Origin of the sequence: Fredinandcohnia onubensis, from assembly GCF_002734215.1 — a bacterium.
Lineage (GTDB): Bacteria > Bacillota > Bacilli > Bacillales > Bacillaceae_L > Ferdinandcohnia > Ferdinandcohnia onubensis.
Genome location: NZ_NSEB01000011.1, coordinates 377434 through 403101 on the forward strand (window position 1 = coordinate 377434; position 25668 = coordinate 403101).

Sequence of the window (25668 nt, forward strand, 5' to 3'; positions counted from 1 at the left end):
TTTAAGCCTCGAAGCTGATTCGGGGCTTTTTTGTGCAAAAGCCATAAAGTAGAATTATTAGCCATAATTAGTAAATAACAGCTATAAGTTCTGTTTATCGGCTATAATATCTGATTAACAGCCATAACACAAAATTAACGGCCATAAAGCAAAACAAGCCCCACGAAGCTATCCTTCGCAGGGCTGAAATACGTCAAAATACTAGACTTTCACAGGAACTTCTTCCTTCGTGAATCCTTCTTGATAAATTCGGCTGATGATTGACTCAATTTCCGGCTCTTCCACTGTTAAATCAGTAATATTATGAGTTTGCGTAATTTGTGAAATCACGTCCGAAGCGGAAAAGTCATCACGGTTGAAACGAATCCACTTACGGTTCCCTTCCTCTTTTATGAGTTCCCCGTTTGAAACGTGTAAATCCACGCCATTTTCCTCAACATCAACGATCAACGTCCGCATTTTTCCAAAGCGCGACTTAACTGCTGCGATATCACCGTCATAGACCTTTTGGCCATGGTCAATTAATATCATTCGTTTACAAAGCTTTTCAATATCCTCCATATCATGTGTCGTTAAAATCACCGTCACATCGCGAAGTTTATTAATTTCCTGTATAAATTCACGCATTTTCTGTTTCGCAACAACATCCAGTCCAATCGTTGGTTCATCTAAAAATAAAATCTCAGGGTCATGTAAAAGGGATGCTGCGATATCCGCTCTCATACGTTGACCTAACGATAGCTGTCGAACTGGCGTGTTCAAAAACTCGCCTAAGCCAAGAATATCCGAGAAGGTATTCATGTTCTCTTTATAACGCTCATCTGGAACCCGGTATATTTCTTTTAATAATTCAAATGATTCAATTGTCGGGAGGTCCCACCATAGCTGTGTCCGTTGACCAAACACGACACCAATGTTTTTCGCATTTTCCTTACGATTTTCATACGGTACAATCCCGTTTACAATAATGGAGCCGTTTGATGGAACAAGAATACCTGTAAGCATTTTGATCGTAGTTGATTTCCCCGCTCCATTTGGTCCAATATATCCAACCATTTCCCCTTTCTCGATGGAAAAGGAAATATCTTTTACCGCTTCTTTCGTGACAAACTGGCGGTTTACGACACTTTTTAATGCCCCCACAAAACCCGTTTCTCTTTTTGCAATTTTAAATTCTTTGTTTAAATGTTCTACTTCAATTATGGCCAAGACACAATCCCCCCTTTAATCACGACCCCGCACTCTTATATCGACTTAAGCCGAGCATCCAAACATAATATGCAATGACAAAAAACACGATACCCACAAGCGGTGTAAAATAGCCGATATAGGAAGGAAAATTAGGTGTATCCTTATCTAATATAACCGCTGCTGGGAAGTAATTTACAAACCCAAAAGGAACAACAAATGCTGTTACCCATTGAACAATCTTAGGATAGATAGCAAGTGGATAGTTTGTTAAATTTCGAGCTGGGTACATCACAACCCAGTAAAAGCGCTCTGACTTCGTCGTCCAGAAGGCAATGGCTGAAATGAAAACAAGCAGTCCACCTTGAACCAAGATCCCACCGATAATTGCCCCAAGTAAAAAGAGGACTTTTCCAAATTGCCAATGAATATCAAGGGCATTACTGACCCATATAAATACAAGAATACTAAAAATAAATTGACCTGCAGCACCAATATCAAATTTCATCGCCATAAAATGAAAAAATGGATTGATTGGACGAACGAGAAATCGGTCAAAGGTTCCATTCACAATATACGTATCCAAACTTCTAAAATGGAAAAAGAGGATAATACAGAATCCCCATGATAGAACAGCTAACGCAAATAGAAATAACAGCTCATAAAAATTCCATTTTCCTAGTTCTTTAAATTGATAGAGCATGATCCACATTGTTACCGCCGTCCCCGTGTAGGCCGCGACCATACCGACAATGCGCATGATGAACGCAAAACGATACTGCATTTGGGCACGTACTCCCGCTCCGACTAGTCGGAAATACAAACGAACATATTCAATAATCTTTGTCATCCTTTACCCTCCCTGCACAATCACTTTGTTTGATGCTTTTCGCCAAACAAAACGGAGGATTGCATAGGACACAGCTACCCAAAACAACTGAATCCCAATTGAAATAAACACATCTTTGCCAGAAATTTCTTCGATAAAAATCGCATTTGGAATAAAATAAATCCCTTGGAATGGTAAATACGTTGCAAACGTTTGCAACCAACCCGGGAAAAACCACAACGGAATAACTGAACCCGATAAAAGGGATACAGAAAAATAGAAGATATCCTCTATTCCTCCTGTTTCAATAAGCCAAAATGTAAATAATCCAAATGTCAGCTCAATACAGTATCGAATTAAAAATCCTAAAAACCCGGAAATAATAAATAAAATCCACGTCATCCATGATGTCGGCAGGCTTAAATCAACAAAGAAAAACAAGAGAACATATAAAGGGACAAGCGCAGTCAGCATATAAAAAGCTACACTACCAAAGTCAGCAAATAAATAACGTAGTGGTACATCAAATGGCCTCATAAGTTCGAGTGCAATGTCTCCTGTACGAACCTTTTCTTGCAGTTCCCACAACGGTGTTCCAGCACCATTGACTGCCGTTAAAAACTGACTGACAACAACATATGTAAGCATTGCCGTTAAGGAGATTCCACTCGCCTCTTCTTTGCCAGCATAAAGTGCATACCAAATTGACATCCACATTAACAAAAAGATGATATTTGAAAACAGCCTTGTCCACACGTCAAAACGATAGGCAGCTGATCTCATAAAGGCTTTCTTTGTAAAAGCCGTATACATTTTTACCGTATCCATTCATTCACCTCTAGTAAACTATGAAACACAAGTTAAAAGTAAGGTATGACAAACTCCCTTACTTTTAACAGATTTTTCTCTATAGTAGCATAATTCTACCACTTCCGACTAGACTCTTTCTTTCTTTTTAGAACCAAGTCTTGAAACGGTTTGTTCAATCAAGACGGCCACAACCGTTCCAAGCACAAGACCGTTGTTCAAGATTGAAGTTAAAATAGGCGGTATATCCGTAAACGCTTCTGAAGGTACAAACATCGCCCCTACCCCAACGAATAACGAAAAAACGATAATCAGTCTGGATTGATATTTGTTTTCAAGATTTTCAAACATCGCTAAAGACGGTAGCATAAGGTTAGCGAAAATGATAAATACCGTTGCATACCCCACTGGTGCAGGCAAGCCTGAAACAAAATTCATCACTTTCGGAAGGAAACTAATACCGACCAAGATGAAGCTTCCAACAATGAATGGGAGTCTAGTATTAATTTTCGTAGTGGCGATGAATCCCGCAGCCCCTGATATCGGAACAGGTGCGACCGCTGAGAAGAGACCAGCTAACATTTGGTTAATTCCTGCCATAAAGCCAGCTGGACGAAATCTTGTTTTTTCTAATGATACGTTTTGTGATTGAAGCACTTGTTCAACGACCTTTACACTAGCTATAAGGTTGGTTAAAAGCAACAGCGTCACAAGGATTGAGGTCGTAATCATTCCACTATCAAAGATTGGCTGACCGAAAGGAAAGATTTCAGGTACCTCTATCCATTTATTTGACGTAACTTTGGTTGGTTCATTTAATCCAAGCACAGCAAAAATAATCCAACCAAGGGCCAAGCTGATTAAAACGGAGTATTGTCTTAGAGCTCGAGGTCCTTTTTCGGCAAAAACAAAGGTAAATAGAATAATAAATAAACAAATACCGGCGATTTTTAAGTTAACCGTCTCTGCACCACGGTAACCAACACCGAAAATGCCATTTAAAAAAGAACCGCTCAATTGTAGCGAAAGTAAAATTAAATAAGTGCCTGTTACAACTGGCGTAAATAATTTCGACAGTCGATCAATAATCCCGAAGATACTTAAGAACATAAAAAGAATCCCACTCACCAAAATACCTGCTTCAATCGCCCGAAGTGTTTCTTCACCTGAACCATATAACGTCGGACCCAAGCTTGCATAGATAATAAATACGCCCCACCATAAGCCAGCAGGTCCTTCATTGATCGGCAAACGGTGTCCAAAATACACTTGTATTAAACAGGATAAACCTAATACGAGGAAGGTCCTTTGGACAAAACTCGCTGTCTCAACTGGGTCCATTCCATATAGAGCTGCAATCGCAATTGGTGCGACTATGGAACTAGCAATGATAAAGGCTAGCCATTGTATTGAACTAAAAAAAACTTTCAAAATTCTCATCCCTATTCTTCTATCAAATACGCCTTGGCGTATTTGCGCCCGATTTTTAGGCCCACAGGAAGTGGGTCATAAAGACGTTGCCACACGATGTGGCGTTCTTAGTCTTTGAACTTACTGCTCGAAAAATTACCTCTGAAAAATCGTGGCATCCGCCGGAGGCTATAACTTTATTCATTATCGGTTTGACCACCTTGTAACTCTTTCTGCATTAATCTCAGTATATTGTGACTTCTGATGAATTAAGTTATGTGCTCTCCCATTTTATCACTTTTTTATAAATTTGCATGTTTGATATAATGAATATATATGCTTTACTTTTGGAGGAAAATTTATGATTCGTTTTGGAGTTATAGGAACTAACTGGATTACAGATTCATTTTTAGAAGCAGCAAAGGAAATTGAGGAATTTTCATTAACCGCTGTATATTCACGAACGGATGAGCGCGCAAAGGAGTTTGCCACTAAACACCTTGCACCTTACACCTTTACTTCAATTGAAGAAATGGCGCAATCTGATGTAGTAGATGCTGTGTACATAGCAAGTCCTACTTCCTTTCACGCCTCTCATGCAATTAGTCTATTGAAACACGGAAAACATGTTCTTTGTGAAAAGCCAATTGCCTCAAACACGAAAGAGCTTATGGAAATGATTCAGGCAGCAAAGGAAAATAAAGTGCTGTTAATGGAGGCGCTCAAATCAGGCTTTCTCCCTTCCTATTCAAGCATTCGGGAGAACTTACATAAAATCGGACCGGTTCGTCGTTATTTTGCGAGCTATTGCCAATATTCATCCCGCTATGATGCGTATAAAGAAGGAACAGTGTTGAATGCCTTTAAACCGGAATTTTCAAATGGTTCATTAATGGATATTGGGGTGTATTGTATTTATCCGATGGTGCAATTATTCGGAAAACCAGATTCAATCAAAGCAAGTGGGCTTATGCTCGAGTCAGGTGTCGATGGTGAAGGCGGTATTCTTGCCCATTACACGGACATGGAAGGTACGGTGATGTTTTCAAAAATCACGAACTCCTACATCCCTTCAGAAATTCAAGGTGAAAAAGGCAGTATTCTCATCGATAAAATTTCAGAACCTGAAAAAGTAGAAATCCGCTATCGGGACGGTCGAGTTGAAGATATCTCTAACCTCCCGGAGCACCACACTATGTATTATGAAACCAAAGAATTTATTGAACTGATTAAAAATGGTTCCTTAGAATCGACCGTAAACACGCATCAAAACTCGATTACAGTCATGGAACTATTAGACGAAGCCCGCAAGCAAATCGGGTTAAAGTTTCCTGCTGACAGGTAAAAAAACGCTTGCGACCAAACCGTCGCAAGCGTCTCCTTTAATCACCTTTTACATTTTTCAATGCATCTACAATTGGAATTTCTCCACTTACAAGATCAAATGATTGATAATATGTATTTTCCTCAGATAAGGAAGCTACTATCACTTTTGCTACATCCGCACGGGGAATTGTATTTCTTGTCAAATTCTCCCCAATTGCAACCTTCCCAGTGCCTTCTTCATTCAACAAGCCCCCAGGTCGAACGATTGTATACGTTAAATCACTTTGTTCAAGAATTCGATCAGCATAGTGTTTTGCTACATAGTATGGACGAATTGCCTCATTCCATTTTTCACGTTGATTCGCACCTAACGCACTTACCATCACAAAGCGCTTAACGCCTGTCTTTTCTGCCGCTTCAACCGTTTTTACCGCACCATCAAGGTCGATTAGCAACGTTTGATCAGGACCTGTATGTCCACCTGAGCCTGCAGTAAACACACACGCATCAAAGCCTGTAATGGCTTCTGCTATTTTATCAACACTATCTGCAATACTTGCCAAAACGGTTTCGACACCTACGTTCTCAAAATGGGCTACTTGCTCTTGTTTACGCACCATCGCAATGGGTGTATGCTCACTACTTTCCTTTAGAAGCTCCACCACTTGTTTTCCAATTTGACCATTCGCACCGACTACACAAACTTTCATCAATCTAGCCCCTTTCTTTTCCATTTCCTTTATTATTACAAGTTAGGAAATAGATAGCAAATGATAGGGCTTATGATTCCAAATTGCTATTACGTTCTTCTACAAGATCGACATCTTCGCGACGCTTCAAATACCATTTTTCAAATGCTTGAGCAAACGGTAATGGAATATCATCAATAGTCTCAATATGTGTTGGAGTTGAACGATTCATCGTTGTAATCGAGGCAACTTTGAAAAGACTTTGCAATTTCGATTGAGAGTAAGACATTTCAATCAAATATCTCCGTTTCGTTATAAACATGCGACTGGTTAGTCCACCATGCCACCATTGTACCTGTGCCTCATTCACGGCATATCTCGTATGATGATAATCAAGAAACCTCTGCAATATAATGAAGCATAGTAAGACAACAGATAAGATCCACCAGATTTGCTCAATCCCAAAAAACTCAGGTTTAAAGTAAAATAAACCGATTGTTGCGATAAGCCATAACCAGCTTGGTTTCAGTAATTTAACCCACAACGATTTGCGTGGTAACCTTTCTAATTTACTTGTTTTCACCTGATAGATCGGTAGCAATTCTTCAATTAAATCATATGCTTTTTGGAGAGGTAAAAATGGATAAAGTGAGTTCACATTGATGGATTCATCGCCTTTATTTGGATTGGCAGAACTGATTAATTTGACTTCCGCTAACCCAAATATTCGCTTCATCAACGTCTGCTTTATTTCTAGACCTTGAATTTTCTTTTTTTCAATCGCAAAATAACTTTCATCAAGTACCCCTCGGTCTATGTAAATATATCGTGAATCTGAAGAAATTTCATACCTTCCATAGCGGATAAATGTTCGAGCTACACCAAATGTAACGGCAATAATGATCGCAAAAATCAGGACAATAACAAACAGCCATTTACTTGCAAGCAAGACCTGAAGTACTCCTTCTGTATCAGGTAAGAACGGTCTTAACGTATCCAGCCCGGCAAAAATAATTGGAATAATAGCTAGGAAGCTTAGGGAGGTAAAACTAGCCTTCCACAAGTCCTTTTTTTCTGGCGTAAAATGAACATGACGTCTTTTATCAAGAACATTCTGCTGTTCATTTTCTACGTATCCCAGTACATTCTCATCGTATTTTTCTAATGACTCTTCATCTGCATAATCCAGTTCATGATTATCATGAATCCGCTCTACATGTTCAAATTTAAGCGCTCCCGCCTGTTGCTTACCAGGCTGAACGAGGTCAATTAGAGAATCGGCATGTTTTTTTGATAGTACGTCGAAATGGATGGAATCGTCCTCCCCGTCCATTGCCGTTTCAAACGTAAGAGATGTTAGACCAACGATTTTATGAAAGAGGGTGGTTTTTCGAGTTACGTTTTGGATTCTGGAAAACGGAATGGTGCTTGTACGCTTCACAAAAAGCCCTTTATGAATATGGAATGTACGGTCTTTCCACTCATATTTTTCCACAAACCAACTAGCCACTATGTAAAGTAATCGCAAAAATACAAATACTAAAAACGCATACCTTCCATACACAAAGTACCAAGACTCTGAATCTCTTTGGATAACAAACAAAAGTACCAACAAGATGAAGTTGTTCTTTATTAGTTGATAGATCTTAAAACCAATACCAAGTGGATGATATTTCATCATTCATCTACTTCCTTTAACTTTGCATATTCTGCTAATCTCTCTCTTAATTCCAGGGCAATACCCTCTTCCAAAGCAGGTATTGTATGAGATGAGCCCATTGTTTCGATTTTAATGGAACGCGCCTGATATTTTTTCAAAATGGGACCCTGGCTTGTCGAAACCGACTGGATTTTCGTCATTGGCACAGTCACCCATTCTTTCGTTAGTACTCCATAACGCATTTGAAGGAACTCATCATCAAACTGATAACTCCAGTTTCGATAAAGCAATTGGGGTTCAATAAAAGACCAAATCGTTCCGAGAATGGCAAACGCAAGAAGAGCAATTAAAATCCAAAACGCCCAAGTTGGCCAGGTAAAATAATAGTTCAACCAAAACAAGAATCCCAGAACCATAAATCCGATCATATTCGTAATCGATTCAGATAGTAGTCGTATTTTAGGAAAATCAGGGGATAATTGATTTTCTAATTTTACATCAATCACTTCTAGCAGCTCCTTATGATAAATCGTATTAGACATATTTACGATAACTATAGCAATAAAGTTTCATGATTTACTATTTTTATAGAAGTTTGATCAAAAAATAGCTTATCCTTGATAACCATTGGATATCTGTTTGAAAATTAGGTTTAAATTTATGGAAAACCGACATCTTTTGAGGGTGTTTTCATACAATTTTTGTAGAGGTGATGGAAAATGGCAAGAGTAAAACATACAGACAAGGACGTTGATTTAGTAGCAAGGATGATGAGGGCAGAAGCTGAAGGTGAAGGTCGACAAGGCATGCTTATGGTTGGTAACGTCATTGTCAATCGAGCTGTAGCGGATTGTTTAGATTTTAGAGATGTAAGAACAATAAGGGAAGTGATTTTTCAAGTACAAGGTGGAAATTATTCCTTTGAAGCGGTACAAAAAGGGAACCTGTTCTATAATCCAGCAAGAGAGGTTGAAAGAAAATTGGCTAGGCAAACCTTAACCTTTTGGCGCGAACATCCTTCAAAGTATTCTCTTTGGTATTTTAATCCATATGCTCCTTGTCCACCTACATGGTACGGTCAACCATTTGCAGGACAATTCAAAGACCATTGTTATTATGAACCACAGGCAGGTTCATGTGAGAGTGTTTATCGCGGTTAACCCCCATTAAGTATGGGGGTTTTTAATTAAGTAACATCAAATTTTTTTCTATAATGCCTTTAATCTTGCAATGATCTCGGTTGTAACTTCAGACGTCGTATGAGTCCCGCCGAGATCCTGTGTATAAATGCCATCACTTGTTACACTCTCAATAACACTTAACAACAGCGAGCCAAGTTCCTCTTCACCAAAATGGTCTAACATCATTTTCGCTGTCCATATTTGACCAACTGGATTTGCGATCCCTTGCCCAATGATATCTGGTGCAGACCCATGTACAGGCTCAAACATCGACGGATATTTTCCATTCACATTGATATTGGCAGCTGGTGCAACGCCAATGCTCCCCATAATGGCAGCACCTAGATCTGTTAAAACATCGCCGAAAAGATTACTTGCAACAATCACATCAAAACGTTCTGGACGAGTCACAAAGAAAGCTGCCAAAGCATCAATATGCTGTGAGTCAGTATTGATTTCAGGATAATCCTTCGCTACGTCCTGAAATATTTCATCCCAAAATGGCATCGAATAGACAATTCCATTTGATTTGGTCGCACTGGTTACATGTTGGTTTCGCTTCTTCGCCAATTCAAACGCATAGCGCATTGCCCGTTCTGTGGCCTTTCTTGAAAAAATAGCATTTTGAATCGCTATTTCATCTTCTCCTTTATAAATTCTACCTCCAACAGAACTATACTCCCCTTCGCTGTTTTCGCGAACGACAAGTAAATCAAAGTCCTTCGGGTTAACTAGGGGTGAACGAATCCCTTTTAAAAGCTTTGCAGGTCGAAGGTTAATCACTTGCTCAAATTCACGACGAAGCCTTATTAATAACCCCCAAAGGGAAATATGATCGGGAACAAGTTTCACATTTCCAACCGCCCCAAGGAAGATGGCATCAAAATGCTTTAATCGTTCTAGACCATCGGGTGCCATCATATCACCATGTTCCAAATAATACTCACAGCTATAGGGAAACTCGATAAATTCAAATTTTATTCCACCATGTATGTCTGCTACTGCATGTAAAACCTCTATCGCTGCAGGTACTACCTCTTTTCCTATCCCATCCCCGGGTATTGACGCAATCTTCAAATTTTTCAAAGCGCAAAACCTCCCTTAAGCTAGTCTCTTTTGTTCAAATCGTATCATATTGAACAGCATTCGGACATCATAGAAAAATCGACAAGTTCAGGCACTTGCCGATTAATAAAACTTCGCATCCATATTTCGTAAATGTTCGAGGTCATTTTCCTTCACCAATAAGCTCACACCAATATACGCAATGAGTGAGAATAGCACTGGCAGGACAACTGAATGCATACCAAATGGTTCTGGTGAAATTGTATGGATTAGAATATAACTTCCTACCCCTACGAGAATAGAAGAAATGGCTCCGTATTTATTTCCTTTTCTCCAATATAATCCAAGTACGACCGGCCAGATAAACGCAGCTTCAAGACCTCCAAACGCAAACAAATTCAACCAAATAAGTAAATCAGGAGGATTAATTGCTAATAAAAAGACAAGAATACCAATCAGCCCAGTAACTGACATACTTAGTCTTTTAACTGTTAGATCCGATGCATCTGGTTTTATGTAATTCAAATAGATATCCTTCACAATCGAAGAACCAACGATTAATAATAAAGAGTTAACGGTAGACATAATCGCTGCCATCGGTGCAGAAAGAACAACTCCTGCTAGCCAGGGCGGTAATACCTCCATTGCAAGCAATGGCATAACCGTATCAGGAACTTCCACCCCCGGAATAATGACTCTTGCGAATACCCCAGATAAATGCATCCCAAGCATAATAAATCCGACAACGACGGTTCCTATAATCATCGCTTGGTGCATTGCCTTTGAATGCCTGTACGACATAGCTCGGACCGCAATTTGCGGCAATCCAACAACTCCAATCCCTACAAGAATCCAAAATGATGATAAATATAATGGAGTAAGGGAGCCATCAGGCCCAAACGGTGATACGAGATTTGGATTATCGGATATAAGTTCTTTCATTATCGCTGGTACACCACCGCCAGCGATAATTGTGCCAATTAGGATGATTAAGGTCCCAATAAACATGATGATCCCTTGTATCGTCTCTGTTAAAGCTACAGCTCGAAATCCACCAATCGTGACATAAATTAAAATGGAAAGAGCAAAAATGAACAATGAACTCGTATAGGACAAACCTGTTAACGATTCAATTAATCTTCCCCCACCAACCCATTGGGCGGACATTGACGCAAACAAAAAGATAATTATACTGCTTGCCGATAGCAAAACTACCCACTTCGAATTGTAGCGTTCCTTTAAAAAATCAATGAGAGTTACAGCATTGATTTTTCGTGCAACGATCGCAAATTTTTTCCCTAAAACCGCTAGAACAAAATAACCGGTAACTACTTGAATCATGGCTAGTAGTACCCATCCAAGCCCCATCGTGTAAGCAGCACCAGGGCCACCAATAAAGCTACTGGCACTCCCGTAGGTAGCAACCATTGTCATCGCAAGAACAAATCCACCTAGCTCCCGACTCCCCAGAAAATAATCTTGGAGAAATCCCGCGCTCTCTTTTAAGCGACCTGCAGCATATATACCAACAATAAAAATAATCACTAATAAAGCTATGAAAGGGATCAATACTTCCCAATTCATAAGGAGTCACCCCCCTCGTTATCATCAAACGGTACCTCTTTAAATACCTTTTTTACAAGAATGATGACTAACATAACAACAACTAGAAACCCAACCACACAACTGTAAAAAAACCAGCTAGGTAAACCCCAAATATATGTATACTCTTCTACTGGCTTTGACCCTAAGCCATATGCAAAGCCAAACCACCATAGGAAGTTAAGAACCGCTAGTCCTATCCCAAGAATAGCCTCTTTTTTGGCAACCTTGTATCTTCGGTCACCTGAATGTTTACTCTTATTCATCACGACTTCTCCTTACAATTATCAAAACATTGACGTAGTCTCATATCCTCTATACTGCCCCAAAATTCCCTCTTACCATCAAAAAAGCTACCTAAGAACGAACCTTAGGTAGCTTTATACTTATTATTCAGCTGATTCCTCATCAATTAAATAATTGTAATCTGAACGATCAACCGGTTCAAATCCTGGTGGAGTATAGAAACGTAATAAGTCACCATTTACAACTTTATCAGAAGTTGCTAATTTTTCTTCAACGATGTCTTGAAGTTTCTTAGCAGTATCTAATTGATCCTCTGCAATCTCAACTCCAGTCGTAGAATCATAAAACTTACCATCGACTGATGAAATAGTTGGACTTACGAAATCTCCATTACGGAATGGTACAACTTGATCATGTTGTTGTGATAATAAATCCGTTCCGAATTGAACATACTCTTTTGTATCAATTCCAAGCAAGTGTAGAAGTGTTGGAAGAAGGTCAATTTGACCACCATATTGATGGTTTACCCCACCTTCCATTCCTGGAACACGGATAAACAATGGTACCCGTTGAAGGGATGCATTATCAAATGCAGTGATTTCTTCTTTGTCTAGGACTTGCTTCATGGCTTTATTATGGTTTTCAGAAATACCATAGTGGTCACCATACATAATAATGATCGAATTATCGTATAATCCTTTTTCTTTTAAGTCATTGAAGAATTGCTCTAAAGCTTCATCTGCATAACGTGCAGTTTGGAAATAACCATCAACAGAACGATCACCTGTTGTATGAGGCGCAATGGTTGCATCCTCTTCACTAATGCGGTACGGATAGTGATGCGTTACTGTAATAAATTTTGAATAAAATGGCTGCGGTAATGTATCTAGTAAATCCGCAGACTGCTCATAAAATGGCTTATCCATTAATCCATATTCAGCAAGATCTTCTGGATTCATTTGATAAAAACTTGAATCAAAGAAGTGATTAAAGCCAAATGACTTATAAATTTCATTACGGTTCCAGAAGCTTCCTGAGTTACCGTGGAACACTGCTGACGTATAGCCTTGCTGACCAAGAATCGCTGGGGCCGCTTGATATGTGTTCATGCCTTTTGTTGTAAAAGCTGAACCCTGCGGAAGACCATACATTGAGTTTTCAAGAATAAACTCAGCATCAGCAGTCTTACCTTGAGCTGTCTGATGGAAGAAATTATCAAAATACATTGTATTTTCTTCTTTAGTTAATGAGTTAAGGAACGGTGTTACTTCTTCCCCATTTAACTTGTAATCAATTAAGAAGTTTTGCATGGATTCAAGATGAAGGTAAATAACGTTCATCCCTTTACCTACTCCAAAATACTCCGGATTTGGTTCAGCATAGTTTGCTTTCGTATAGTTAATCACTTCGATACTGTCATTACTGTCTGCTAACGCTCTTTGCGTTGAAGCTTTTGTACTTTGAACAGCATCATAAATAGTATAGTTGTACATACCTAGATATTTCACAATATAGTGGCGGTCAAATCCACGTGTTAATAGCTGTGGACGATCAGCCTCGGCAAGAGAAAGATTAATAGCTGAAATCAAAATCGCAAACGCGAATAAGGCAGCCACTTTCATTCCTCTTAAGCTTGTTGTCGTTTCAACCTTAATCACTTTGAAGACTACAAGTGCTACTAATACAATAAAGTCAACAAAGAACAAGAAATCATATGGTTTTAAAAGTGAAGTTATACTTCCACTCACATCACCAAAGTTTTGTGTTTGGAACAATGTTGGCAATGTAATAAAGTCACTAAAGAATCGGTAATACATAATATTTGCGTATAAAAGGAATGACATTAGAAAATAGATAATAAGCAGTCTTCTATATCTCTTTTTCCCTTTACCCAAAAATGATAAACCTAAGAAAAATAAAGCCGATCCAAGTGGATTTAATACTAATAGAAACGTCTGTAATGAGTTATCAATACTCAAGTTAAATTCAGTTGATTGTGAAATATATGTTTTCATCCATAGGAGTAACACTGCTAATAAATAAAAGCCAAAAAAGCTAGTGAAGATATTTTGACCACGTTTTAGAATGTTCTTTTTCATGATTGCACCTACCTTCAATTTAAACAAAAAAATTATATTCTCTTCTACGAAAACTCAAAAACCATTCTATCAAGTAATTATGAACAAATTATTAACATACGTAATAAAATTTACATTTGCGGTACATTCACTTACTTTACTACGTTTCTTTAAAAAGTCAAGAGTCCTAAAAAACCCCGAAATTTTCTTGCAACTTATGTATCCCCTTACACTCTAGCCTGTACACCATTTTTACAAACTTTTATAAAATACGTTACATCCTTCAAAATTATGACCACTTTTCCTTTACAAAAAAGAGCAATATCAAAGACGAAACAATCTATTTCAATTATACTACTATAATAGGAATTACTTTATTTGGAAAGGGCTATTCGAACTATGTTTCTTCTTGCAATTTTCCTATTTCTCTTAGTTTATTGTGGTATGTGTTTCTTTTTTGGGTATATGGGATGGAAATGGCTCAAACACTCATTTTTATTTCGACATAAAAAGACATACATATTGGTTATTCTCGTTTTATCATTAAGCATTTTTGTAGGTTACTCCACTTCCTCTGCAATCTTACAAACAATTGGCTATTATTGGTTAACACTGACAGGTTATGGGCTCATTCTTATGCCAATCGCAATTCTATTATTTTTTCTATTTAAAAAGAAAGGTATTCGCGTAATTGGCTTTGGTGTACTTTTGGTGTATATCCTTATTTTGGGTTTCGGGACGTACTATGCATGGAGTCCTGTTGAGAGAACCTATGAAGTCTCGATAAACAAAAATTCGGATCGGGACGATTTAAAAATCTTAATGGCTTCCGACTTTCACCTTGGTAGTATCGTTGGTGAAAACCATCTTAAAAGGTTCGTCCATTTAGTAGAAGAAACTCGTCCAGATATCGTGTTAATCCCTGGAGATCTAATCGACGATCATATTGAGCCCTTTTTAAAGGAGAAGATGGGTAAAACCATGATGGAAATTAAGGCACCACTTGGAGTATATGCTACTCTTGGAAATCATGATTATTACGGAAATGATGATGAAAAAATTGTCGAAGAAATGGAAAAGCTCGGTATCGAGGTTTTAACAGACGAAGTTACCATGAACGATTCAGAAATGGAAAACTTTTACAATTTTTATCTCCTATGAATTCATTTCTACCTTTTTTTGGATTTTGCGTATGTCTTTATACTGCTAAACTAAAAAAAGCATACGCATTTCTTCTTTGCGTATGCTTTAGTCGCTATTTTACTTAAAAAACGATTCACAAGTGGATACTATTTATGTTTTTTCTAATTTGAAAACCTTATAATTTACATTAGTTTACTGATGTTGTCTTATTTTCTTTTCCTTTACCAATAAGTTGGTCAAGAGCAAATGCTTTAGAACCAGTTATCGCAAGCATCACAGCCATTGCAAGAAACGCTAAGTCTAATTCATAACCTGCCATCTGACCGTTACCTAGAAACCCTATTGCAAGTTTTACTTTTACAATGGCACCAACCATAACTACAGCAAAAAGAATCGAAACAACTCGACTAAATAAGCCAAGAACTAACATAATTCCTCCAACAAGTTCAATAACTGCTACACCATAAGCCGCAACACCAGGGATTCCTATGCTCTCAAACCAGCCAGCAGTATTTTCAACTCCACCTTGGAACTTATCTAACCCATGAATAAAAAACGTAATCCCTAAAACAACTCTTATAATTAATTGACCTAATTCAAATTTATTTTCCATTTGTATTTCCCCCATTTTTTATAATGTTTGTGATCCATTCAATGAAATCACGATAATTTTGTAATGAAACTGTATGTCCTTCTGGATAAGAATGAAAACTTACACTTGCCTTTTCCTTTTCAAAAAACTCCTCGCTCTCTACTCCCCATTCAAATGGAAGAACAGGATCATGTTGCCCGTGCGAAATGAAGATTGAAAGGTTTTCGACGGGTTGTATATCATAATCCTCTTTAACGAAGGCAGGAATATACCCACTTAATGCAACAATGCCCTTAATACGATTTCCTAAGACAAGCCCTAAAGTCATTGAAACGATTGCTCCTTGGCTAAATCCTAGTAAATAGATGCTATCTTGATCGATTGGATAATTTTGCGAAGCATATTCAAGAAAATTTTTAAGTTGACCAATGCTTTGGTCGAATACCTCTCTGTGTGGCTTGCCATAACCCTCAATTGTAAAGAATGCATACCCTGGTGGCTGTGTTAATGGCCCACGAATACTAAATATATAAAAAGTATCCTCCAACCCTCTTACTAACGAAAGAAGATCTTGTTCATTGCTCCCCATACCATGCATTAAAAATAGAGCAGGATATTTTTTATCAGGATCAATTGTTGAAGGATGGCGCAGTTCATAGGTAAATGGTGAATTCAAGTAATGTTCCCCTCCTTTATGTTATTTACTTATTAAAAGTTTCCTCACAGCGCGGTATTTACATATAGAGATAAAATATTCTTATTAAGAAACTATCGGACAAAAAGAAAAACCTATACAGGTTTTGTTTTCTAATATGAATATTTGTTGTTTATAAGATAACAAGGAACCTAGTAGCTTGTCAACATTTTTTTTGCTACTATTAAAGAAAGTTTCATACTAGAAAACATGTGAGGTAAAGCTATGGATATTGGTACAAAAATTCGTGCGATACGAAATCGAAAAAAAATCACAATCGCCCAAATGTGTGAAGGCACTGGTCTATCTAAAGGTTTTATTAGTAATGTTGAAAACAATAATACGTCTCCATCCATTAATACACTAAAAACAATCGCTGATTTTCTTGAAATTCCACTTCCCTACTTATTATTAGAAAAGAAAGAACATATGCGTGTTGTTCGTAAGGATGATAGAACGACTACCTCCTTTAACAATTTAAAAGTAGAACACCTCACCTCTAAAGGCGGGCTTCGTATGATGATTGTCGAATGTCCACCTGGTGCATCAATGGGAGAGCCGAACGCCCATGAAGGGGAAGAATGCCATTTGGTCTTACAAGGAAAAATTCTTGCTGAACAAGGGGAAGATTCCGTTATTGTTGAAGAGGGAGATTCTTTCAGCTGGAATGCAAGTGTCCCGCATTTCGTAAAAAACATTGGAGATACGAAGGCTGTAATCTTAATCTCCGTTTATTCTGATTCAGAATTGAATGATATTTTATAGTACAAGCTTGCGTACAACGTAGGCTTTTTTTCATGGTTATTCGTTAGTTCGTATGCCAATACTAAAAAAGCTTTGACAACGGTTTAAAAATCATGTAAATTATCTAATGTACGAACATTATTGAACAACCAAGAAAATAATATTCGGTTTTAGGAGTGTTTTTAAAATGGAAAATGTATTTGATTATGAAGATATTCAGTTAATCCCTGCAAAATGTATTGTTAACAGTCGTTCAGAGTGTGACACAACAGTTGAATTTGGTGGCCACACATTTAAACTTCCGGTTGTCCCTGCAAACATGCAGACCATTATAGATGAGAACATCGCATTATTTTTAGCTGAAAATGGCTATTTCTATATCATGCACCGTTTCAACCCAGAAAAACGTGTCGATTTTATTAAGGATATGCAATCTCGCGGTTTAATCGCTTCTATCAGTGTTGGAGTGAAGCCTGAGGAATACACTTTCGTTGAACAACTTGCTGAAGAAAATCTTATACCTGAATTTATTACAATTGACATTGCACATGGTCATTCGAATTCAGTGATTGAAATGATTAAACATATAAAAGCGCATTTACCAAAAAGCTTCGTGATTGCTGGTAACGTTGGTACTCCAGAAGCAGTAAGAGAACTAGAAAATGCTGGAGCTGATGCTACAAAGGTTGGAATTGGCCCTGGTAAAGTGTGTATCACAAAAATTAAAACTGGCTTTGGAACTGGCGGCTGGCAGCTAGCTGCACTTCGTTGGTGTGCAAAGGCTGCAACTAAGCCGATCATTGCTGACGGTGGTATCCGTACACATGGTGATATCGCAAAATCAATTCGCTTCGGTGCAAAAATGGTCATGATCGGTTCCCTTTTCGCAGGACATGAAGAGTCACCAGGTGAAACAACAGAAGTCGAAGGTAAGCTAGTTAAGGAATACTTCGGTTCAGCATCTGAATTCCAAAAAGGTGAAAAGAAGAATGTTGAAGGTAAGAAAATCTATGTAGAGCACAAAGGCTCATTAAAAGATACACTAAAAGAAATGGAACAAGACCTTCAGTCTTCTATCTCTTATGCTGGAGGAACGAAACTAGATTCCATCCGCCACGTTGATTATGTGATCGTTAAGAACTCAATCTTTAATGGTGACCGAATCTATTAATTATAAAAGGATGAGCTATCGCAGCTCATCCTTTTTCTTTTACCGTTTAGTCTTGGTTTTGATTTTCTTGTTTACTCACTGATTTTTCAACTAGCTCGTCAATGAACTCGTATTCAAGTTCCGTATCAGTAGATGTATAAAAGAACCCTTTATACCTAATGGTGTCACTTGAATTTATGATCAACTCCTTCATGGACTCTCCGTTTGTATCGTATATCGTTGTGTCAAAGCGGTATCCCATATAACCAGCTGAAAGCTTTCCTTTTTTAAAGGTCCCTTCATTTAAATTCGTAATAATACGGTTGATTTCTTGTTCGGATGTAATATCCATTCTGTATCCAGAATTTCCGTCTACAATATGGATTTTTGAAACCTCATCGGGATTGATATCAAAAACCTTGTGAGGAACATATGTAAAACTGTATAGTAAAACAATAAGCAGTGGTACGATAATTAAAATTGTTTTTAATTTCATCATGCTTCCACCTTTATAGAATAGGAGTGTTTTGATTGTTTATTAAGCTATCGAAAGAACAACAGCAAATGATGATTTCGGACATACAAGCCTTTTTCTCGTTAGAAAGAGATGAAGAAATCAGCGAGTTTGCGGCAGAACAAGTTTTACATTTTGTCAAAGAAAAACTAGCACCACATATTTACAATGCTGCAGTACATGACGTGAAAGCGGTGGTGGACCAACAGTTCGCCTCTCTTGACGACGAAATTTTAACACTTGAACGCCCTATAAGAAAGTAGAGTATATTTCACTCAATTGCCTACACTACCTTTAAGGGGTGAAATGCATATGACAAAAGACAAACAAAACTCTTTTGATCCAAATGATACATATGGCATTTTAAAGTCTGAGATGGAAGTTGATACAGATGTCAACGAAGATCAGAATCGAGAAAGGCTACTTGATGACTCAGTTGAAGCATTTTTAGAACTTAAAAAAAGCCTAACTGAATAGTTCGTGGAAAAGAGCGAGAATCCTTCTTAACTTGGTATTATTTTGTAACACAAAAACAAGCCATCATGCCCCTGCTGCATGATGGCTTTTCCTTTACCACTGTTCCGTCTTTACTTTTTGATTCGTTACATAAAGCATTCCAGGTATGATAAGCAGCGAAACGGCCAATAAAGCGATTGTCATCGAATTTTTACTACTATCATGTAATCCAACGGCAAACACAACCCCGTATATGCTTGAGGCTAAAATATTCCCGATAAACCTTGAGGTCATTAAGAGACCCGAGGCGATTCCCGATTGAGCAACGCTGATAAAACTATACAATAAGTTTTGGAGGCTAATGTTCATCAGTCCGTTACTTATTCCAAACAATGCTAATACGATGATTATCCAGAGCAATGAGGAATTTTTCGTAGTCGCAAACAGGAATCCCACTCCTACAATGCCCACTGCTGCCCCAACTAGCAATGGAACTCGGTACCCTACTCTTTCTGCCCATCTTGTTGCAACTGGCGTTGTGATCATGGCACATACCGATAGCGCCAACATCATCAATCCTGTATATTCCGAACCTAAACCGATCACTTCCTGCAAATAAGTCGGTGTAAACAACAAGATCGAAAAGAATATCAATGTTGATAAAATGTACTGCGCATAAACAACGGAAATAGTCGGATTCTTTCTCAAAAATACAACATTGATTAACGGGTCTGCTTTCTTTTTTTCGTATATATAAAAAAGAACAGATAATCCTAGTGATAGGACGAAGTACCCTATATTAAATCCGCCTTCCAATGATAGCAAAAAGACCATCCAACTCGTGATGAATGCACTAAATAACAGCATCCCAATGATGTCCCACTTAAAAGCGGTCCCTTTTGTTGGCTCGTCTTTTGGAATATAGAACACGGTTAAAAATGCGGAAAGGAAAATGACTGGGAGATTCACATAAAAAATAACCGGCCAGCCCCCATATTGAATGAGCAGTCCACTAATTGTTGGTCCAAACGCAGCAGATGTTGTTGCGAACACCGCCAATGTTCCGATTACCCGATTTTGATTTTGTTTAATATACAAGCGGACCATTCCAATCCCTGCAGGATAGAGGGCAGAAGTGCCAATGGCTTGAATCAATCTCAGGCCAAGTAATGTCATCATGTTTTGTGACAAGGGTGCTAAAACAGATGATAGTAAAACGAGCAATAACCCGATGAGAAAGATTTTTTTCCTACCATAATGGTCGCTGAGTCTTCCGATAATGGGTAAAAAAATAGCACTTACAATGAAGTAAGAGGCGATTAACCACGAAATATCCTTAGAAGAAAGCGTAAAATCGTGCTGAATCGAAGGTAAGGCAACTGTAATCATCGTGGTATTAAGCGGATTTAAAATCGCACCCAATGCGATTGCAATGATTACTAATCTTGGTTTTTTTATAGTTTCAGACATTCTGAATTCCCCTTTTAGCCAATTGCTAATAGTGTATCACACAAACAAATTAGGCGGGTGAAGAACAATTCAATGAAAAACGGATAATCTCATCTAAGTCGTAAAAGCTACAAATAGACTAAACTAATTGGAGGTTTGATATGATTAGTAGAGCAACCAAAATCACAACATTGTTTTATATTGGGATTTTTGCGGTTATCTTAACAACAATTTATACGATTATCATCATGATTCAAGGTAGTAGAACTATGAAGATGATTCGTTACATGTACAATCAAACTAAACAAAGTGTAGAACATGAAAATCGCGGGGGATAACCCTCGCGATTCTATTTTACGCTTCTGTTTTAAAAGCAAGTCCCTTTTCCCCTAGCGCTAATCGAAGCTCCCTAATGGCAGTCGGACCCACACCATGTAAAGCCAATACTTCTCTCTCAGTCAGCTTTGTGAACTGTTCTAGCATGATGTATCCCGCTCCATGCAAAGCACGTAATGCTGGTTTGCTTAATTTTAACTCATCAATTTCAGACAAAAGAAACACTCCTTTTTCATCTCCGTTTTTCATGCATATACCTCATCCATTTTTTCTGTTTCTGTGTAACATTAAAATATCCAATACCTGAGATTGCTGTTAGTCCACCAGAAAGATAAAGCAAAATTAAATGTGAAGTAAAAATACTGGCTGCCATTCCTACAATGCCAAATAAAGACAACTGAAATAAATGCTTTTTATTCGTTTCATAAATCGTAAATTGGAATTCTCTTCTTTGTTCAATTTCCTTCAAATCCTCTAATTTTTGAGGTAACTGCAAAAACTGTTGGACTGAATGGAAAATCTTAAACACTGGCTGTGCCTGAATCCATTGCCAGACCAATGACCATTTCTGATTGCCTTCCTTGTTCAACCAGCTCGTGAGCACTGGTTTTACAATTTCCACTATATCATCCTCTGAGATTAGATTGAGAGTAATCCCTTCAATTGCTACAAAGGATCGGCCTAAAAAGATAAATCGTGTTGGGACTTGGATCGGTAGTGCTTGAATGATATCATTCATGTCACGTTTAAAGGCAATAAGGTCTATCTCCTTTAATTGAGACAGTTCAAACGACATCAATTCCTCTAACAGCTTTTCCATTGTACGATGGTCAGCCTCAGGCAATAAAAATCCTAATTGTGATAAACAATCAACCGTTTTTGAATAGTTCTTGGTAAGAAAGCTTTCAATTAAACCTTGAAACTGTTTCGCATCTTTTTTCGAAATTTCCCCAATCATCCCGAAATCAAGTAAGATGATTTTCCCTTCCTTTGATAGCAGAACATTCCCAGGGTGAGGGTCGGCATGAAACATACCTGGTTCCAGCCATTGTGGAAGGAAAAGTTCTATTAAACTCTGGGCAATCTTTTTCCGGTCAATGGATTGGATATCCTCGATACTTGATATCTTTATACCATCAACCCATTCCATGACAAGAACCTTTGAAGTACTGTACTCTGGGTAGACCATTGGAATTTTGACATTGTACATATCCTTAAACCGCTCGGAAAAGGACTCAAGTGTTTGTCTTTCTTTTGTATAATTTAACTCTCGCTCAATTACTTGTTTTATTTCTTTAAATAGGACCTTGAAATTAATAAACCCCTTCGGAACTGGTACAAAATGATCAGCAAACCAAATAATGATCGCTAACGACCGGAAATCCGTTTTTAAAATCGACTGAATATCTGGCCTTTGGACTTTGATTGCAACTTTCGCTCCATTTTTAAGAACACCCTGATATACTTCACCAATGGACGCAGAAGCAATTGCCTCTTTCTCAATTGATTGAAAAATGCTATAAATAGGACGATCCCACTCGTCGTTAAGAATTCTTTCAATATCACTCCAATTTGAAGAAGGAACCTTATCTGTTAGATCCTCTATTTGCTTAATAAAAGGTTTGGGAAGCAGATCAGCCCTGGTGCTTAATATTTGTCCAACCTTAATTAGTAAACCTTCTAATTCAAAAAGCGTTTTGCGAAATTTTGTACCTATCTGCTCCCAAAGTTTATCCCATTCAGCTTGTGGCTTTCTACGAATCTTATACCAGTAGATTTTACTAAAAATCATAAAAGCCATCGAAAGAACCTTGGTCATTCGAACCAACTTATTTTTCGTCTTCATTTAGAAACCTCTCATTTCCTAAACTTCCCATAATAAAATATTTCAATAAAAAAAGCATTTCTCCTTTAAAAAGAAATGCACTTGATAAATATCATCTTATGACGTTTTTTCTTTTTTCTGCAATAAAACAGCGGCAATTACAATTACACCTTTAAATGCTTCCCTTAAAAATGGTGGTACCCCGAATAGGTTAAGAAGGTTATTCATGACGGCAATGATTAGCATCCCGTAGACCGTTCCTAGAATGAATCCTCTTCCGCCCATCATGTTTGTTCCTCCTACAACCGCCGCAGCGATTGCATCCATTTCCATTCCTCTTCCTGCATTCGAAAAGTCCATTGATCCAATTCTTGAAACCTGGATGATTGCGGCTATGGACACAAGTAGCCCCATAAGGGCATATACCTTTAGTTTTACTTTTTCCACATTAATACCGGAAAGCTTAGCTGCTCTTTCATTGGATCCAACCGCAATGATATGTCTTCCAAATGTTGTTCTTTTCGATACGTAGTAAAGTATATAGGCAATGATCGCCCAATAGATTATTGGCATAATCATATAGTTTCCAATTTTAAAGCTTGCGATTTGTAAAAATTCAACTGGAACAGTAGGATTATATCCTTGCATGAAGTGTTGTGTCACACTTCTAAAAATCATCATAGCTCCTAATGTTGCAATAAACGGAGGAACATTCCCTTTTGTAATACTAACTCCGATAAGTGAACCTAATAGATACCCTGCTAGTAAAACCAGTAGAATTGTGATGATAAATGCAGGTGCACCTGTGATTCCCATCATTCCCAGAAACCCTTTTGTACCCGTATCTAGTAGCATCATCGAAAAGGCGCCAGTGACAACCAAGGTTGAACCAACAGCTAAATCAATTCCGCCTGTCATGATAACAAAGGTCATCCCTAAAGCAACAATCGCTGTCCCTGCATTATTGCGTAAAATATTAATCCAGTTATTGATCCACGACTGAAACCATTCTCCAAATGAATCATAATCAAAACCTAAAACCAATGTTTGTAAAATAACCATAATGATTAATGCAATTGCGATACTGAATAGTGGGTCATTTGACCATTTATATTTAAACCATTCCAAAAAGTTTTTCTTATTCTTGATTGTTGTTTGATCGATACTTGGCTTCATTTAGCTCACCTCTCCCTCACTTAAGTCCCCACCCGTAGCAAGACTCATGATGGAATGCTCATTCATATCTTCTCCAGCGACTTCCCCCTGGATGGTACCATGATACATGACGATTGCTCGATCACAGACGCGTATGATTTCTTTCGCTTCACTGGAAAGAACAACAACTGCAATATTTTCTTCAGCTAGTTTTAAGATAATGTCATAGATATCTTCCTTCGCCCCAACATCAACACCTTGGGTAGGATTGTCCAAGATAAGAAGTTTTGGGTTAGCAGCCAACCATTTTGCTAGGACAACCTTTTGTTGATTTCCTCCAGAGAGACTCGTTATACTGTCAGTAAGGTCACCCATTTTCAATCGTAATGCTTTTCTATGCTCTTCAAAAATCTCCTGATGCTTTTTTGTATTAATCGTTCCCCGCTTTGAAAACGTAGGCCAAGTAACGATTGAAGCATTTTCTAAAATGTTCATATCCTTGATAATGGCATTTTCTTTGCGATTTCGTGGCAAATAGGCAATTCCTTCCTTGATTGCTTTCGTCGTACTCGTTATCTTTACTTCCTTACCGTTAAGGAAAATCTTCCCTGATGTAATCTCATCTGCTCCAAAAATAGATTGAAAAAGTTCACTACGTCCATCACCGAGAAGCCCTGTAAAACCGACAATTTCACCCGCTTGAACTGAAAAGCTAATATCCCTAAAGATATGACTAGAAGTTATTCCTTCAACACGTAGAATCTCATTACCTAACTTCTTCTCTCTGATTAGAGATTCTGTTCTCACATCATGTCCCACCATATATCGTGCAAGATCATTCGTTGTCACTTCACTGACATTACCTTCAGACACCAAGTTACCATCACGAAGCACAAGATAGCGATTACAAATTTCCATAACCTCATTTAATTTATGTGAAATAAAGATAATACCGACATTATGATCCTTTAAGGTTCTCATCATCGAAAAGACTCGCTCAATTTCCTGATCTGTTAAAGAAGTAGTCGGTTCGTCCATAATAATAATCGACGCATTTGTCATCATTGCCCGGCATATTTCGATGATTTGTTTATAGGAGGCATCAAGTTCTCGAACCAATTTATTCGGATCAAGATCTACGTTCATTTTATTAAACATCTCTTTTGTTTCTTGATACATTTTTTCTAAATCCAAGCTACCTCTCTTTGTTTTCAACTCTCGGCCAAGGAACATATTTTCATAGATTGGTAAATCGTTGATTAAGTTGAGCTCTTGGTGGATGAAGGCAATTCCGGCATCCTGTGATTGTGCTGGTGTAGCAAATTCCACTAGTTTCCCGTCAATGTGTATAGAGCCAAAGTCCGTTTGCAAAACTCCACCCAAAATATTCATCAACGTAGATTTTCCTGCCCCATTTTCCCCAAGCAATGCGCAGATTTCACCGCCTTTTAAGGAAAAAGATACAACCTTAAGTACATGGTTGCTTCCAAAGGATTTTCGGATTTGTTTCATTTCAATTAACACGTCAT

At 38.0% G+C, this 25668-nt stretch carries 27 protein-coding genes; 8 read left to right on the top strand and 19 right to left on the bottom strand.

Features of this window, described 5'->3' with window-relative positions; all coding sequences use genetic code 11:
* Nucleotides 1-201: 201 nt before the first annotated feature.
* From CKK03_RS14285 to CKK03_RS14300, 4 genes are all read right to left on the bottom strand, one after another.
* Nucleotides 202-1209 carry an ABC transporter ATP-binding protein gene (locus tag CKK03_RS14285; RefSeq protein ID WP_099363214.1) on the bottom strand — a complete coding sequence of 336 codons (1008 nt, stop codon included), beginning with the start codon at nt 1207-1209 and terminating at the stop codon, nt 202-204.
* A gap of 19 nt (nt 1210-1228) precedes the next feature.
* The gene (locus tag CKK03_RS14290) at nt 1229-2038 is read right to left on the bottom strand and encodes an ABC transporter permease (protein ID WP_099363215.1); all 810 of its coding nucleotides are present in this window, start codon (nt 2036-2038) and stop codon (nt 1229-1231) included.
* 3 nt (nt 2039-2041) lie between these two features.
* Nucleotides 2042-2845 (bottom strand): ABC transporter permease, encoded by an 804-nt coding sequence (locus CKK03_RS14295; RefSeq protein WP_099363216.1) that lies wholly within the window; start codon nt 2843-2845, stop codon nt 2042-2044.
* 108 nt (nt 2846-2953) lie between these two features.
* On the bottom strand, nt 2954-4255 hold the full coding sequence (locus CKK03_RS14300) for a purine/pyrimidine permease (RefSeq protein WP_099363283.1): 1302 nt from the start codon (nt 4253-4255) through the stop codon (nt 2954-2956).
* Between the two features lie 340 nt (nt 4256-4595).
* On the opposite strand from CKK03_RS14300, the gene CKK03_RS14305 reads away from it, so the two are divergent.
* Nucleotides 4596-5579 carry a Gfo/Idh/MocA family protein gene (locus CKK03_RS14305; RefSeq protein WP_099363217.1) on the top strand — a complete coding sequence of 328 codons (984 nt, stop codon included), beginning with the start codon at nt 4596-4598 and terminating at the stop codon, nt 5577-5579.
* 37 nt (nt 5580-5616) lie between these two features.
* Here CKK03_RS14305 and CKK03_RS14310 read toward each other — a convergent pair whose 3' ends face one another.
* The 3 genes from CKK03_RS14310 to CKK03_RS14320 form a co-directional block, all read right to left on the bottom strand.
* Nucleotides 5617-6270 carry an SDR family oxidoreductase gene (locus CKK03_RS14310; protein ID WP_099363218.1) on the bottom strand — a complete coding sequence of 218 codons (654 nt, stop codon included), beginning with the start codon at nt 6268-6270 and terminating at the stop codon, nt 5617-5619.
* Between the two features lie 70 nt (nt 6271-6340).
* Nucleotides 6341-7930 carry a PH domain-containing protein gene (locus tag CKK03_RS14315; RefSeq protein ID WP_245864119.1) on the bottom strand — a complete coding sequence of 530 codons (1590 nt, stop codon included), beginning with the start codon at nt 7928-7930 and terminating at the stop codon, nt 6341-6343.
* Nucleotides 7927-8415: a PH domain-containing protein gene (locus CKK03_RS14320; protein WP_245864120.1), complete on the bottom strand. Its 489-nt coding sequence runs from the start codon at nt 8413-8415 to the stop codon at nt 7927-7929. The genes CKK03_RS14315 and CKK03_RS14320 overlap by 4 nt, the downstream gene beginning before the upstream one ends.
* A 213-nt stretch (nt 8416-8628) precedes the next feature.
* Between CKK03_RS14320 and CKK03_RS14325 the strand changes: the two genes are divergently transcribed.
* Nucleotides 8629-9069, top strand: a complete 441-nt coding sequence (locus CKK03_RS14325; RefSeq protein ID WP_099363220.1) for a cell wall hydrolase — start codon at nt 8629-8631, stop codon at nt 9067-9069.
* A 48-nt stretch (nt 9070-9117) separates the two neighbouring features.
* Here CKK03_RS14325 and CKK03_RS14330 read toward each other — a convergent pair whose 3' ends face one another.
* The 4 genes from CKK03_RS14330 to ltaS all read right to left on the bottom strand — a co-directional run bounded on the left by CKK03_RS14330 (nt 9118) and on the right by ltaS (nt 14102).
* A complete protein-coding gene (locus tag CKK03_RS14330) occupies nt 9118-10176 on the bottom strand; it encodes a tartrate dehydrogenase (protein WP_099363221.1) in 1059 nt (352 codons plus the stop codon).
* A 102-nt stretch (nt 10177-10278) separates the two neighbouring features.
* Nucleotides 10279-11739 carry a sodium/pantothenate symporter gene (gene panF, locus CKK03_RS14335; protein WP_099363222.1) on the bottom strand — a complete coding sequence of 487 codons (1461 nt, stop codon included), beginning with the start codon at nt 11737-11739 and terminating at the stop codon, nt 10279-10281.
* Entirely contained in the window at nt 11736-12023 is a 288-nt protein-coding gene (locus CKK03_RS14340) for a YhdT family protein (RefSeq protein ID WP_099363223.1), read from the bottom strand. The genes panF and CKK03_RS14340 overlap by 4 nt, the downstream gene beginning before the upstream one ends.
* A 123-nt stretch (nt 12024-12146) precedes the next feature.
* On the bottom strand, nt 12147-14102 hold the full coding sequence (gene ltaS / locus CKK03_RS14345; protein WP_180271254.1) for a lipoteichoic acid synthase: 1956 nt from the start codon (nt 14100-14102) through the stop codon (nt 12147-12149).
* 501 nt (nt 14103-14603) lie between these two features.
* On the opposite strand from ltaS, the gene CKK03_RS14350 reads away from it, so the two are divergent.
* Nucleotides 14604-15242 carry a metallophosphoesterase gene (locus tag CKK03_RS14350; RefSeq protein WP_245864121.1) on the top strand — a complete coding sequence of 213 codons (639 nt, stop codon included), beginning with the start codon at nt 14604-14606 and terminating at the stop codon, nt 15240-15242.
* Nucleotides 15243-15411: 169 nt separating this feature from the next.
* On the opposite strand, the gene CKK03_RS14355 is transcribed toward CKK03_RS14350, so the two are convergent.
* Both CKK03_RS14355 and CKK03_RS14360 read right to left on the bottom strand, forming a co-directional pair.
* Nucleotides 15412-15837: a DoxX family protein gene (locus CKK03_RS14355; RefSeq protein ID WP_099363224.1), complete on the bottom strand. Its 426-nt coding sequence runs from the start codon at nt 15835-15837 to the stop codon at nt 15412-15414.
* The gene (locus tag CKK03_RS14360; RefSeq protein ID WP_099363225.1) at nt 15827-16492 is read right to left on the bottom strand and encodes an alpha/beta hydrolase; all 666 of its coding nucleotides are present in this window, start codon (nt 16490-16492) and stop codon (nt 15827-15829) included. Before CKK03_RS14360 ends, CKK03_RS14355 begins: the two co-directional genes overlap by 11 nt.
* Nucleotides 16493-16735: 243 nt before the next feature.
* Between CKK03_RS14360 and CKK03_RS14365 the strand changes: the two genes are divergently transcribed.
* On the top strand, nt 16736-17275 hold the full coding sequence (locus tag CKK03_RS14365) for a helix-turn-helix domain-containing protein (RefSeq protein WP_099353672.1): 540 nt from the start codon (nt 16736-16738) through the stop codon (nt 17273-17275).
* 166 nt (nt 17276-17441) lie between these two features.
* A complete protein-coding gene (gene guaC / locus CKK03_RS14370) occupies nt 17442-18425 on the top strand; it encodes a GMP reductase (protein WP_099363226.1) in 984 nt (327 codons plus the stop codon).
* A gap of 46 nt (nt 18426-18471) precedes the next feature.
* On the opposite strand, the gene CKK03_RS14375 is transcribed toward guaC, so the two are convergent.
* Nucleotides 18472-18900, bottom strand: a complete 429-nt coding sequence (locus CKK03_RS14375) for a hypothetical protein (protein ID WP_099363227.1) — start codon at nt 18898-18900, stop codon at nt 18472-18474.
* 35 nt (nt 18901-18935) lie between these two features.
* Here CKK03_RS14375 and CKK03_RS14380 point away from each other — a divergent pair, with 35 nt between their 5' ends.
* Both CKK03_RS14380 and CKK03_RS23725 read left to right on the top strand, forming a co-directional pair.
* Nucleotides 18936-19181 (top strand): DUF2164 domain-containing protein, encoded by a 246-nt coding sequence (locus CKK03_RS14380; protein ID WP_099363228.1) that lies wholly within the window; start codon nt 18936-18938, stop codon nt 19179-19181.
* Between the two features lie 49 nt (nt 19182-19230).
* A complete protein-coding gene (locus tag CKK03_RS23725; RefSeq protein ID WP_180271255.1) occupies nt 19231-19395 on the top strand; it encodes a hypothetical protein in 165 nt (54 codons plus the stop codon).
* Between the two features lie 93 nt (nt 19396-19488).
* Here CKK03_RS23725 and CKK03_RS14385 read toward each other — a convergent pair whose 3' ends face one another.
* Nucleotides 19489-20844, bottom strand: coding sequence for an MFS transporter (locus tag CKK03_RS14385; RefSeq protein ID WP_099363229.1), 1356 nt, complete (start codon nt 20842-20844; stop codon nt 19489-19491).
* Nucleotides 20845-20984: 140 nt separating this feature from the next.
* On the opposite strand from CKK03_RS14385, the gene CKK03_RS23730 reads away from it, so the two are divergent.
* Nucleotides 20985-21161 carry a hypothetical protein gene (locus tag CKK03_RS23730; protein ID WP_180271256.1) on the top strand — a complete coding sequence of 59 codons (177 nt, stop codon included), beginning with the start codon at nt 20985-20987 and terminating at the stop codon, nt 21159-21161.
* A gap of 16 nt (nt 21162-21177) precedes the next feature.
* On the opposite strand, the gene CKK03_RS14390 is transcribed toward CKK03_RS23730, so the two are convergent.
* The 4 genes from CKK03_RS14390 to CKK03_RS14405 all read right to left on the bottom strand — a co-directional run bounded on the left by CKK03_RS14390 (nt 21178) and on the right by CKK03_RS14405 (nt 25651).
* Nucleotides 21178-21408: a helix-hairpin-helix domain-containing protein gene (locus tag CKK03_RS14390; RefSeq protein ID WP_142354023.1), complete on the bottom strand. Its 231-nt coding sequence runs from the start codon at nt 21406-21408 to the stop codon at nt 21178-21180.
* Nucleotides 21392-23005 carry an ABC1 kinase family protein gene (locus CKK03_RS14395; RefSeq protein WP_099363230.1) on the bottom strand — a complete coding sequence of 538 codons (1614 nt, stop codon included), beginning with the start codon at nt 23003-23005 and terminating at the stop codon, nt 21392-21394. The genes CKK03_RS14390 and CKK03_RS14395 overlap by 17 nt, the downstream gene beginning before the upstream one ends.
* Before the next feature lie 96 nt (nt 23006-23101).
* The gene (locus CKK03_RS14400) at nt 23102-24160 is read right to left on the bottom strand and encodes an ABC transporter permease (protein WP_099363231.1); all 1059 of its coding nucleotides are present in this window, start codon (nt 24158-24160) and stop codon (nt 23102-23104) included.
* Entirely contained in the window at nt 24161-25651 is a 1491-nt protein-coding gene (locus CKK03_RS14405; protein ID WP_425432869.1) for a sugar ABC transporter ATP-binding protein, read from the bottom strand. It abuts the gene before it with no gap.
* Between the last annotated feature and the right edge of the window lie 17 nt (nt 25652-25668).

Bases quoted from the DNA above. Each gene is read 5' to 3' on its own strand.
- CKK03_RS14310 (WP_099363218.1), bottom strand. From the start codon at position 6,270: ATGAAAGTTTGTGTAGTCGGTGCGAATGGTCAAATTGGAAAACAAGTG.
- CKK03_RS14340 (WP_099363223.1), bottom strand. From the start codon at position 12,023: ATGAATAAGAGTAAACATTCAGGTGACCGAAGATACAAGGTTGCCAAA.
- CKK03_RS14385 (WP_099363229.1), bottom strand. From the start codon at position 20,844: ATGTCTGAAACTATAAAAAAACCAAGATTAGTAATCATTGCAATCGCA.
- CKK03_RS14365 (WP_099353672.1), top strand. From the start codon at position 16,736: ATGGATATTGGTACAAAAATTCGTGCGATACGAAATCGAAAAAAAATC.
- CKK03_RS14295 (WP_099363216.1), bottom strand. From the start codon at position 2,845: ATGGATACGGTAAAAATGTATACGGCTTTTACAAAGAAAGCCTTTATG.
- CKK03_RS14390 (WP_142354023.1), bottom strand. From the start codon at position 21,408: ATGAAAAACGGAGATGAAAAAGGAGTGTTTCTTTTGTCTGAAATTGAT.
- CKK03_RS14400 (WP_099363231.1), bottom strand. From the start codon at position 24,160: ATGAAGCCAAGTATCGATCAAACAACAATCAAGAATAAGAAAAACTTT.
- CKK03_RS23730 (WP_180271256.1), top strand. From the start codon at position 20,985: ATGATTAGTAGAGCAACCAAAATCACAACATTGTTTTATATTGGGATT.
- CKK03_RS14375 (WP_099363227.1), bottom strand. From the start codon at position 18,900: ATGAAATTAAAAACAATTTTAATTATCGTACCACTGCTTATTGTTTTA.
- panF (WP_099363222.1), bottom strand. From the start codon at position 11,739: ATGAATTGGGAAGTATTGATCCCTTTCATAGCTTTATTAGTGATTATT.
- CKK03_RS14395 (WP_099363230.1), bottom strand. From the start codon at position 23,005: ATGAAGACGAAAAATAAGTTGGTTCGAATGACCAAGGTTCTTTCGATG.
- CKK03_RS14315 (WP_245864119.1), bottom strand. From the start codon at position 7,930: ATGATGAAATATCATCCACTTGGTATTGGTTTTAAGATCTATCAACTA.
- CKK03_RS14325 (WP_099363220.1), top strand. From the start codon at position 8,629: ATGGCAAGAGTAAAACATACAGACAAGGACGTTGATTTAGTAGCAAGG.
- CKK03_RS14290 (WP_099363215.1), bottom strand. From the start codon at position 2,038: ATGACAAAGATTATTGAATATGTTCGTTTGTATTTCCGACTAGTCGGA.
- CKK03_RS14405 (WP_425432869.1), bottom strand. From the start codon at position 25,651: ATGAAACAAATCCGAAAATCCTTTGGAAGCAACCATGTACTTAAGGTT.
- CKK03_RS14355 (WP_099363224.1), bottom strand. From the start codon at position 15,837: ATGGAAAATAAATTTGAATTAGGTCAATTAATTATAAGAGTTGTTTTA.
- CKK03_RS23725 (WP_180271255.1), top strand. From the start codon at position 19,231: ATGACAAAAGACAAACAAAACTCTTTTGATCCAAATGATACATATGGC.
- ltaS (WP_180271254.1), bottom strand. From the start codon at position 14,102: ATGAAAAAGAACATTCTAAAACGTGGTCAAAATATCTTCACTAGCTTT.
- guaC (WP_099363226.1), top strand. From the start codon at position 17,442: ATGGAAAATGTATTTGATTATGAAGATATTCAGTTAATCCCTGCAAAA.
- CKK03_RS14305 (WP_099363217.1), top strand. From the start codon at position 4,596: ATGATTCGTTTTGGAGTTATAGGAACTAACTGGATTACAGATTCATTT.